6 protein-coding genes and 2 pseudogenes are annotated in these 9,560 nt (G+C 69.8%); 4 read left to right on the top strand and 4 right to left on the bottom strand.

Features of this window, described 5'->3' with window-relative positions; translation table 11 throughout:
* Together ACFU7Y_RS32485 and ACFU7Y_RS32480 are read left to right on the top strand one after the other, a co-directional pair.
* A pseudogene (locus tag ACFU7Y_RS32485) lies at positions 1 to 630 on the top strand (transposase); the annotation flags it as partial.
* A 507-nt stretch (positions 631 to 1,137) separates the two neighbouring features.
* The gene (locus tag ACFU7Y_RS32480; RefSeq protein ID WP_380770521.1) at positions 1,138 to 3,564 is read left to right on the top strand and encodes a SpoIIE family protein phosphatase; all 2,427 of its coding nucleotides are present in this window, start codon (positions 1,138 to 1,140) and stop codon (positions 3,562 to 3,564) included.
* Positions 3,565 to 3,671: 107 nt separating this feature from the next.
* On the opposite strand, the gene ACFU7Y_RS32475 is transcribed toward ACFU7Y_RS32480, so the two are convergent.
* From ACFU7Y_RS32475 to ACFU7Y_RS32465, 3 genes are all read right to left on the bottom strand, one after another.
* Positions 3,672 to 4,295 (bottom strand): TetR/AcrR family transcriptional regulator, encoded by a 624-nt coding sequence (locus tag ACFU7Y_RS32475; RefSeq protein WP_224282270.1) that lies wholly within the window; start codon positions 4,293 to 4,295, stop codon positions 3,672 to 3,674.
* A 493-nt stretch (positions 4,296 to 4,788) separates the two neighbouring features.
* Positions 4,789 to 6,114, bottom strand: a complete 1,326-nt coding sequence (locus ACFU7Y_RS32470) for a recombinase family protein (protein ID WP_224282269.1) — start codon at positions 6,112 to 6,114, stop codon at positions 4,789 to 4,791.
* Positions 6,115 to 6,123: 9 nt separating this feature from the next.
* A complete protein-coding gene (locus tag ACFU7Y_RS32465) occupies positions 6,124 to 6,312 on the bottom strand; it encodes a hypothetical protein (protein WP_224282268.1) in 189 nt (62 codons plus the stop codon).
* Between the two features lie 140 nt (positions 6,313 to 6,452).
* Between ACFU7Y_RS32465 and ACFU7Y_RS32460 the strand changes: the two are divergent.
* Positions 6,453 to 6,593: pseudogene (locus ACFU7Y_RS32460) on the top strand (exodeoxyribonuclease III); the annotation flags it as partial.
* A 513-nt stretch (positions 6,594 to 7,106) separates the two neighbouring features.
* Here ACFU7Y_RS32460 and ACFU7Y_RS32455 read toward each other — a convergent pair.
* Entirely contained in the window at positions 7,107 to 8,039 is a 933-nt protein-coding gene (locus ACFU7Y_RS32455) for a helix-turn-helix transcriptional regulator (protein WP_224282267.1), read from the bottom strand.
* A gap of 222 nt (positions 8,040 to 8,261) precedes the next feature.
* Between ACFU7Y_RS32455 and ACFU7Y_RS32450 the strand changes: the two genes are divergently transcribed.
* On the top strand, positions 8,262 to 9,491 hold the full coding sequence (locus ACFU7Y_RS32450) for a hypothetical protein (RefSeq protein WP_224282266.1): 1,230 nt from the start codon (positions 8,262 to 8,264) through the stop codon (positions 9,489 to 9,491).
* Positions 9,492 to 9,560: the final 69 nt, after the last annotated feature.

The following is a 9,560-nucleotide window of genomic DNA, read 5'->3' as shown; positions in this document are numbered from 1 at the left end:
ACCGTCAAGCGGTACGCCCGCATGAAGGAGCCCACCGGCGACCGCCGCGCACCGCGCTACAAGCCCACGCTCGTCGACCCCTACCGCGACCACCTGCGCAGGCGCCGGGCCGAGGACCCCGCGGTGCCCGTCACCCACCTCCTGCGCGAGATCAAGGAGTTGGGTCACACCGGCAGTGCCAACCTGCTGGTCCGCTACATCAGCCAGGGCCGGGCCGAGGGCGACAAGCCAGTCACCACCCCACAGCGCTTCGCCCGCCTCCCGCTCACCCGCCCCGAGAACCTGCGCGACAAGGACACCGAGCTGCTGCGGGAACTCACCACAGCCTGCCAGGAGATGACCGAACTAGCGTGCTTCACCCGCGAATTCGCCCAGCTACTGACCCCAGCGGAAGGCAACGATGCCAAGCTCACCGACTGGATCGCCACGGCCCGCGCGGCCGACCTGCCCCACCTGCACTCCTTTGCGAACGGCCTCGAACTCGACCGCGCCGCGGTCGATGCCGGCCTCACCCTCCCCTTCCACAACGGCCACACCGAGGGCGTCAACACGTGAACCAAGCGGATCACGAGGCAGATGCACGGCCGAGCCGGATTCCCCTTGCTCCGCCAGCGCATCCTCCTTCAGTGACCACTACACAGCGCTACCACCGATTACGGGACAGAGCCCTTCAACGGACACACCGACACCGTGGTGACAGCGGCGGCCATGGTGGTGGACGGCCGACCGATCGCGATCAGCGGCAGCTGGGACGAGCCGCGGCCCATTCGGGTACAGGACCTGCGTGCGGGGGCGAAGGGCGGTGAATTGCTCCGCAGCCACACTGACTGGGTGATGGCGGTGGACGGCCGGCCCGTCACTGTGTTCGGAGGCCGGGACGGGAGGGTCGCCGTCCGGGACTGCAGCGACGGGAGGCAGATCGGCGGTCCCGTCGAGTACGGATCGGGCGTGAGCGCTCTTGCCATGGTGGAACTGGGCGGACGCCCTGCGGCGAAGGCGGCGGGTCAGCTGCGCGGCGCGCTCCGGAGGTCTGCCGTGGCGGTGGCCGTAGACAGGGTGCTTGCGCGGCCCGAGGTGAACTTGTGCCGTGCCGGAGGAATCCTTGAGTCAACGGGCGCGCGAAGCGAGATGATCACCATGGACACACAAGCGGCGGGCGACAGCTGGCCCAGTGGCCCCTTCATCACGGGTGCGGCCATGGCGGTGGCGACTCCGGACGGAGTACTGACGGGCTGGAGTTCCGGCGCCCAGCGGCTGCTCGGGTACTCCGCGTCCGAGGCTGCAGGTCGACCCGCAGCGGATCTGCTGGCGTCGCCCCTTCCGCGGTCGGCTCGCGAGCGGCTGGCCGGGCAGGAACACTGGGTCGGCCGGGTCATGCTGCGCAACCGCGACGGCGGCCCGGTGGAATGCCGACTGTGTGTGCGTCCGCTGCCCGCCGGTGACGGGCGGGTCGGTTGGCTGTTCGAGGCCGCCCCGCTGGGGCAGGGGGACGACCGCGGCAGCGACCCGCTGGTCCACTGGGCGTTCGACCAGTCCCCGTTCGCCCTGGCGATCTACGACGCCGAGGGCAGGTTCCTGCGCGTCAACACGGCAATGGTGCGGCAGCTCGCGGCCACGGAGGGGGAGCTTCGCGGGCTCCGGATCACCGAGCACCTGCCGGATCCACTGTTCGAGGTCCCGCAGCGCAGTGTCGAGCGAGTGGCGGCGACGGGTCGGCCGGAGCAGATCGAGAACCGCGTGCAGGTGCCAGGAGAGGCCTTCCCGCATGCCTGGATCGTCCACCTCACCCCGCTCAAGGACCCGGCGGGGCTGGTGCACGCTGTGCAGCAGACCGTGTTCGACTTCTCCGAGCAGGAGGCGGCTCGGAGAAGTCTGGCGCTGCTCGATGAGGCCAGCAGGCGCATCGGCAGCAGCTTGGATGTGGTCCGCACCGCCCAGGAGCTGGCCGACGTGGCCGTGCCCGCCTGTGCGGACTTCGTCTCGGTGGATCTGCTCGACGCCGTGCTGCAAGGGGATGAGCCGGCACCGATCGGTACCGGCGGGGGCCTGGTTCTGCGGCGGGTCGCCGTCCGCTCCGACGTGCCGGGTGTCGTCGCGGTCGGCGAGCCGGCCCGCTATCCGGAGTCCTCACCGCAAGCCCGCTGCCTGGCCAGCGGCCGCGGCACCGCCCACCGGATCACCGACCCCGAGATTGCCCACTGGCTTGCCCATGACCCGGACCGAGCGGCCTGGATACGTCGACACCGCCCGCACTCGCTGCTCGCGGTTCCGCTGCGGGCCCGTGGTGTGAACCTGGGCGTCGTCCTGTTCACGCGTCTGGACCTGTCCGCCTCGCCCTACGGGCAGGATGACGTGGAGATCGCCGAGGAACTGGCAGCGCGCGCGGCGGTCTGCATCGACAACGCCCGCCGCTACACCCGTGAGCGCACCACCGCCCTCACCCTCCAGCACAGCCTGCTGCCACAGGGGATTCCCGAGCAGGCCGCCGTCGACGTCGCGGGCCGCTACCTGCCCGCAGGTTCGGAGGCCGGTGTCGGCGGTGACTGGTTCGACGTGATCCCGCTCTCCGGAGCCCGGGTCGCCCTGGTCGTCGGCGATGTCGTCGGCCACGGCATCCACGCCTCCGCCGCCATGGGGCGCCTGCGCACAGCCGTACGCACCCTCGCCGACGTCGATCTGGCCCCGGACGAGCTGCTCGCCTACCTGGACGACCTCGTCATCCGGCTCGGCACGGGGCAGGAGTGCGCTGACGCGCCACCCGGAGAACTCGGCGCCACCTGCCTGTACGCGGTCTATGACCCCATCTCCCGCAGGTGCTCGCTCGGCAGTGCCGGCCACCCCTGGCCCGCTCTGGTGACCCCTGACGGCACCGTGGACTTCATCGAACTGCCCACCGGCCCGCCACTGGGCCTGGGCGGGCTACCGTTCGAGTCCGTCGAAACCGAGCTTCCCGCAGGAAGTCTCCTCGCGCTGTTCACCGACGGCCTGATCGAAGCCTGCGGTCGCGACATCGACACCGGCCTGAACGCTCTGCGCACAGCCCTCTCCGGCCCTGTCCCCCCACTCGGCACCACCCTCGACCTCGACACCCTCTGTGACACCGTCCTGAAGGCGATGCTCGACGAGCGGCCTGCCGACGACGTCGCACTGCTCATCGCCCGCACCCACGCCCTGGACACCAGGCACGTCGCCTACTGGGACCTGCCCGCCGATCCGGCCGTCGTCGCCGAGGTCCGTGCGCGGACGACCGCGCAGCTCCAGGCGTGGGAGCTGGACGAGCTGGCCTTCGTCACCGAACTCACGGTGAGTGAGCTGGTGACCAACGCGATCCGCTACGGCGCCCTGCCCATCCAGCTGCGGCTCATCAAGGACCGGACGCTGATCTGCGAGGTCTCCGACGCCAGCAGCACCGCACCGCACCTGCGTCGCGCCCGCATCTTCGACGAGGGCGGACGGGGCCTGATGATGGTCGCCCAGCTCACCGAGCGTTGGGGCACGCGGCACACCGGCACCGGCAAGACCATCTGGGCCGAGCAGCCCCTCCCTCGTCCACCCGCACTGTGAAGGCGCGACCGGCGTCCCGCCGGGACTGCTCGCCACCGCCAGCGTCACCGAGCTGAAGCCGGTGTCACCTGCTGGGTGACCGGCGAGCCGTCGGAGGTGGCGGCTTGTCAGCCGTTGTACCGGGCCTGAAGGTCGTTCAGGGTTTCCTGGAAGCTGCGGATCAGTGCGGTGAGGCCGGTTTCGAAGGCTTGCTCGCGGAAGTCGGGCGGGGCGTTGCGCAGCGGTTCGAGTCCGGGTGGGAGTGCCTCGTTCGTCCAGGCCGCGTCGTGCGGGTGGTTGAGGTGGAGGGCGGAGCCGATGAGGAGGTACTCGATGGACTGGACGACAGGGAGTACGTGTTCCTCGGGCCAGCCGGCCTTCCGCAGCATGGCGAACGCGCAGGCGTAGCTCTGGAGGGCCGTGACGGACCGGGTCGGCCGGGAGGCGAGCAGCGGCACCATGTTCGGGTGGCGGGCGAGGGCGGCGCGGTAGGAGCGGGCCCAGGCGTCCAGGGCGGCGGTCCACGGCTGGATGGTCGGGTCGAGGGCCATCTCGGCGACGATGAGGTCGCTGATTCCGGCGATGATCTCGTCGCGGCTGGAGACGTAGTTGTAGAGCGAGGGCCCCTTGACGCCCAGCCGGGCCGCGATGCGGGTGGTCGACAGCGCGGCGACCCCCTCTTCGTCGACCAGTGCGAGAGCGGCCCGCATGATTCCGTCCCGGGTCAGCAGCGGTCGTGGCGGCCTGCCCATCTGTTGGTCCTCTCGTCCGCTGGTGGTTACCCCCGGGTATTGGTCCCTCGTCGTGGACTAGTGTACGTTCTCGCCAGGCAAAACTACTGGCTCTAGTTTTAGTGGTGCCCGTGGATGGCGCCTGGCGCTTCCCCTGTGGTGCCAGGCCAAGGCTTCGAGGGGCGACTCGCCTTCGCGGCCCCGGTCGACGGCGGACTTCGGCCGCATCCCACGCGACCCCCTCGATGTGCCGGTAGCCACCCGGGTTCCTGCTGCGGTGGACCTTGCCGACCCACCGTCTGGCATGCCCTTGACATCTTGTCGATCGCATGCCGGCGGCTTCAGCGCCAGCCCCGTCCGGCGTGGAGGTGACCCCACAGCCAGGTGCCCGAGGGACGCGCCGTTCAGGTCCGCTCCGCCCAAGTGGAGGTGACCCGCTCCGAGACGACACTGACAGCGCGGCCAGGGACGCGCTCTACCCACGCGGAGGTCTCGGGTCCACAACGATCCCGGATCACCCGACCTCCGCCGAGCTGCCAGCGCACTCCAGCTGTCCCACGCGCGCTTGGAGTTCGGCGGGTAGGTACCAGCCTTCGGTGTCGGGTGTCATGTAGAGGCGGGCCTTGAGGCCGAGCAGAAGTTGGCGGCGGTGTTCCTGGTCGGCCTGGGTCCAGGCGTCGGTGAAGGTCTGGCCGGTCTCGACTTCCACCCAAGCGGAGGGGCGTTGCGGGAGGGCGGCGAGGCGACGGCGCTCATCGACCAGGACTTCGAGGGCTTCGGAGTACTCGTCGTCGCCGCCGGGGTAGTCGAACAGGTTGCGGCGTTTCTCCTCGCGCAGGTCGCGCATGGCCTGGGTGACGTGGTTGAGCTGTTCGGTGTGGTCCTCGCCGGGGATGAACCTGCGCACCGTCATCGCCAGCCCAGCCAGGCGCTGCACCAGGCTGGCGATCGCGGCGGTGACGCGCTCGCCCTTGACGGACTGGCCCTTGCAGGCGGGCTTGCCGGCCGTCTTCGCGCACCGGTAGTACTCGTAGATCTTTCCGTTCTTGGCGAGGTTCACCTGCCGGTAGAACCGGTCGCCGCAGCGGTCGCAGTGCGGCACACCCAGCCAGGGCGAGGCGCCGTTCGAGCGCTCCTTCGTGACCGAGCGCTCGTCCATCGCCGCCTGGATCGCGGCCCACTCCCCCTCCGTGAACAGGGGCTTGGCCATGCGGATCGGCAGGACCTTCGCGTCCCGCGCGATCTTGCGCGTCTTCACGGAGCGGCCGGCCAGCTTCAGGCCCATCGTCGCCGGCGAGCGGAGAATCTTGCCCACGCCGGTGGGATTCCAGTGGTTCGACGGAGGCGCCTTGCGCTTGCTCGTGTAGCTGTCGCCCTGGTTCTTGTACGCGTGGGTCGCCGGGGTATCGAAGCCGGCAGCCTCCAACGCCGCGGCGATCATCCACTGGCTCTGCCCCTCCAGGAGCAACTTGCCCATGTACCGGACGGCCTCGGAGGTCACCGGGTCCGGCTCCAGGGTGCGCCCGCCGCCGGGGCGATCCACGATCCGGTACCCGTACGGCGGCTGCCCGCCCGCCCACCTGTCCGTCTTCCGCAGGTGCTTGTGCGCGGCCGCGACCCGGGCCTTGATCCGCTTGAGCTCCATCTCCGCGAAGATCGACGCCAGCATCAGGAACACCTTCGCCAGCTCATTCCCGAACGACGACTCCCGCCCCTCGCGGTAGTCCAGGGTGATCCCGTCGTCCGTGAACACCAGGACCTTGCGGTCCTCCTCCGCCCAATGCGCCACGTCCGCACAGTCCTTCGCCGAACGGAACGCCCGGTCGACCTTGGCCCACACCAACGCGTCCTACTCGCCCTGCCGCTCGGTCAACCACGGGCCCAGGTCCGGACGCTTCCACGGCGTGATCTCAGCCGAGACGTCCAGGTCCTCGAAGGACCCGACGATCTCCCACTCCTTCGCCAGCGCGTGCCGCGTCGCCGACTCCGCCTGCACCAGGTGCGAGACCTTGCCCTCGTCCCCGTGCGTGTCCGACACACGCGAACCAACCACCGCCCGAACCGGCACCGAAGCCGTCATGCTGCTCACAGGAGGTCCCCTAGCGCCCAGGCCAGCGAGCACCCTCGAACAGGCTGCACTCGAACGGGTGGACCTTTTTCGAAAAGGTGTCGTTCCGCTGGAGGATCGACCTCATCGTGACGACCCCGGGCATTGCGGACAAGTGCATCGAGGCCCGCGTCGAACGAGCGGCGGCCCACGCCGAGCGCTGGAGCGACCACGCGCCCGTCACCGCCGCGTTCGACTTCGGCGATAACTGACCGACAGATATCGACAGTTTAATGGATCCCCGGTCTGCGGCGCCCCCAGGCCGGGCTGCCTCGCGGGAGCGGAGCAGGCGCACAAGACCCGCGATCTCACCGCGCGGTCTCGCCCGGGCCATTTGACGATGCGAATCGTTGCACCGGCTCCCGCTCGGCATCACGACCGTCGGCAGGCGGGACGGCATTGCGAGGCAGCAGGCGGGACGGCCCCACCTCACGCTCTTGCCGCGACCACAGTCACCGGTGGGTGTGTGTTTGTCGGGAATGGCCGAGTGGCTGAGACTCTGTGGTGCCGCTGCTCGCCTCCCGACCGCCCCGGCCCGACACGGCCCTCCAGAACTTCCTCTGCGCGTTCGCCATGCTGCGGAAGGCCGGCTGGTCCGGGGAGCAGGTGCTCCGGGGCGTCCAGTCCATCGAGCACCTCGGTATCCGCCGGAAAGAGCCGGCGAGCCAGGAGCACCCTCGGCGCACTGCGGCCCGCCGCGTCTCGGTGTGCGCGCGACACCTGGGTCAGAGCCAGCCGCGGCGGCTCGCCTGGACGCCGAGCTGGAAGCGGGTCCGCGCGCCGAGCACCTCCTGCAAACGGGTGATGCGGCGGGCCACCGTCCGCTCGCTGACGCCGAGTTCACGAGCGATCGACTCGTCGGTCAGTCCACCGCTGAGGCAGGTGAGGAGCTGCCGGGTCTCGGTGGTGGGAGGCGTGGCGAGGTCGGCCGCCGTCTCGGCGACGGGCAGCGGGACGGCGATCTGCCAGAACGACTCGAAGATGCCGATCAGCGCGTCGAGGAGGTCCGATCGCTGCACGACGATGTGATGGCGGCGGGCCCAGTCGCTCGCAGGGGGACATACCAGGGCGAATCGGTCGTCACAGACGGCCATGTTCAGCGGGAGGTCGGGAAAGACCCGCGCTCGCTCACCGAGGTCGACGGAGGCCTGGACGGCCGCCCGCGCGGCCCGGTCGTGCAGGACGTGGGATCCGTAGACGACCGAGCACGTGACGCCGCGTGTCAGTGCCTCGCGGCACCCGGGGGCCATGGCGTTGGGCTGTGCCGATCGGCCGGTGTAGCCGATGGTCAGGGCGCGGATCTGCTCGGTGGCCTCGTCGTAGATCCGTTTGACGACTGCTCTGCGGGCCGCATCCGTCCGGGCGATCTCAAGGTAGTCGGCTCCTCCGACGTGGTGGTCGCGCCAGAAGCGGGACAGTTCCTCGATGCCGCTGCGCAGCGCGGCGAGTTCCCTGCTGCGGCTCTCGGCCACGGCGTCGAGAGCGGCGCGCGGAGGGCGGGCGACCAGCTGTGGTCCGTCCGGTTCCACCAGGCCGAGACCGGTCAGTTCGCCGATCGCGGTGCTCACGGCATACGAGGTCACGCGCAGGGCGCTCGCCAGTTCGGGCGCGGCCGTCGGGCCTCGCTCGACGAGGGCGAGGTAGGCGCTCTCTGCCATTGCACTGATACCTATGCCATCAAGCGAATACATCTGCCGATTGTCGCACTTATGGGCCGACATGGAGACCTGTCACCTTTCTGCCACGCCGGATTCAGCCACCGTGAACTCGCCAGTAGCCGGTCGACACCTCGCAAACTCTGCGTACGGCACAGCCGACCGCTCCCCTCACTCCCGCAGGGGCGCTCTCGCGCGTCGGCTCGCACCTCTAGGAGCTCTCCCGTGAAGAAGACCCTCGCCTGGGCCGCGACCCTGGCAACTGTCGCCGCTTGCACCCTCGGTGCGGCTCTGCCGGCCGTGGCCGCCGACGCCACGACACCGGCCGCCGTCACCTCCGCCGTCTCCGCCACGGCGTTCGACACCTCCCGCCTCTCCCCTGAGGCCAAGGCCCTCGCCGACCAGATCCTGGCCAAGCTGCCGGCCGACTGGCAGCAGCACCGCGATGCCGCCATAGCCAAGTACGGCATCCACGACACCCAGTGGGCCGGCATCCGCGACAGCGTCATCGATCCGGGCGACTACCAGTGCCAGGCCACGGCGCTCCGGGACTACCAGCAGGGCCTGCTCACGGGCGCCGATCCCGGACTGCTCTTCCTCCTCAGCCTCCTCGGCGCGCCCGACATGCCCACCTATGACGCGCTGTTCTTCGGCAGCGAGTCGAAGTCCGACACCTTCGGCGCCAACGGCGAGTACACCAACCAGCTGACGTCCGAGGGCAAGGACCTGAAGCGGTTCTGGGACATCGACTCCGCCGACATCCAGATCGTGCCGATGCACGGCGGCGACCTCTTCTCCTCCCCGGAGCGCCTGGCCCGCGTCATCAGCCTGATGTACGGCATCCCGGAGACGAACAAGGACACTGCGCTGTTCCTGGCCCACCTGATCGGCCACCTGATCAACCTCGACCCCGTCCTCCAGGGCGGCAACAACCCGATCTTCACCTTCAACGCGTTCGCCTTCACCGAGAAGCACAGCCCGAACCCAGTGGGTGTCTCCGACCGCATCGTCGTCGGTGACGGCATCCTTCAGGGCATGAGCGCACTGGGCCTGGGCGACACGGCCCCACGTGCGATCCTCGCCCACGAGTTCGGCCACCAGGTGCAGTTCGCGGACGGCCTGACCGCCTCCCGGCTGACCGGGCCGGAGGCCACCCGCCGCGTCGAGCTGATGGCGGACGCGTACGGCACGTACTTCCTCACCCACTCCCGCGGCGAGGCCCTCAACGCCAAGCGGCTGCTGGACTCCGAGAAGTCGTTCTACATGGTCGGCGACTGCGGCTTCTCCAGCCCCGGCCACCACGGCACCCCCAACCAGCGCTTCGCGGCTTCCGCGTGGGCCGCGAGCGTGGCTGACAACGCCGCCAACCAGGGTCACATCCTGCCCTCACTGGCGTTCGACGCGCTGTTCGAGGCGAAGCTTCCGGATCTCGTGAAGCCGGACGCCGCGAACTGACCGTCGCGAACTGACCGTCGTGAACTGACCGTCGTGAACGACCGGGTGCGGCCCGGCAGGCTCCGAAGC

Source organism: Kitasatospora sp. NPDC057542 (assembly GCF_042801945.1).
In the GTDB taxonomy this organism is placed as follows: domain Bacteria; phylum Actinomycetota; class Actinomycetes; order Streptomycetales; family Streptomycetaceae; genus Kitasatospora.
The sequence above is the reverse complement of the archived record's forward strand: the minus strand, read 5'-3'. Positions and strand labels throughout refer to the sequence as shown.